Origin of the sequence: Bradyrhizobium sp. SHOUNA76 (assembly GCF_023006445.1) — a bacterium.
Lineage (GTDB): Bacteria > Pseudomonadota > Alphaproteobacteria > Rhizobiales > Xanthobacteraceae > Bradyrhizobium.
Map to the genome: position 1 here is coordinate 1 of NZ_JALBHA010001213.1, position 223 is coordinate 223.

At 66.4% G+C, this 223-nt stretch carries 1 protein-coding gene; it reads right to left on the reverse strand.

What is annotated here, in order from left to right:
* Window positions 1-223, reverse strand: a 223-nt coding sequence (locus tag MOV74_RS41380) for a hypothetical protein (protein ID WP_246933156.1), incomplete at both ends; no start/stop codon positions are given.

Consider the following 223-nt stretch of genomic DNA (forward strand, 5'->3'; position numbering starts at 1 on the left):
CGCCAGACCATTCCAGCCCTCCTGCATCACCGCTGCGAGCATGATGGTGGGCTCACCCTGGTGCCTGATGATGTAGGTGGGAGGATCCTCGTAGCCGCGGCGGACCTCGGCAATGTCGGACAGCTTCAGCGTCCGCCCGGCGGCGACGATGGGCGTATCGGCGATCGCCTGGACGCTGTCATAGGCGCCGTCGACCCGGATGAAGACCTGCGGTCCCTTGGTG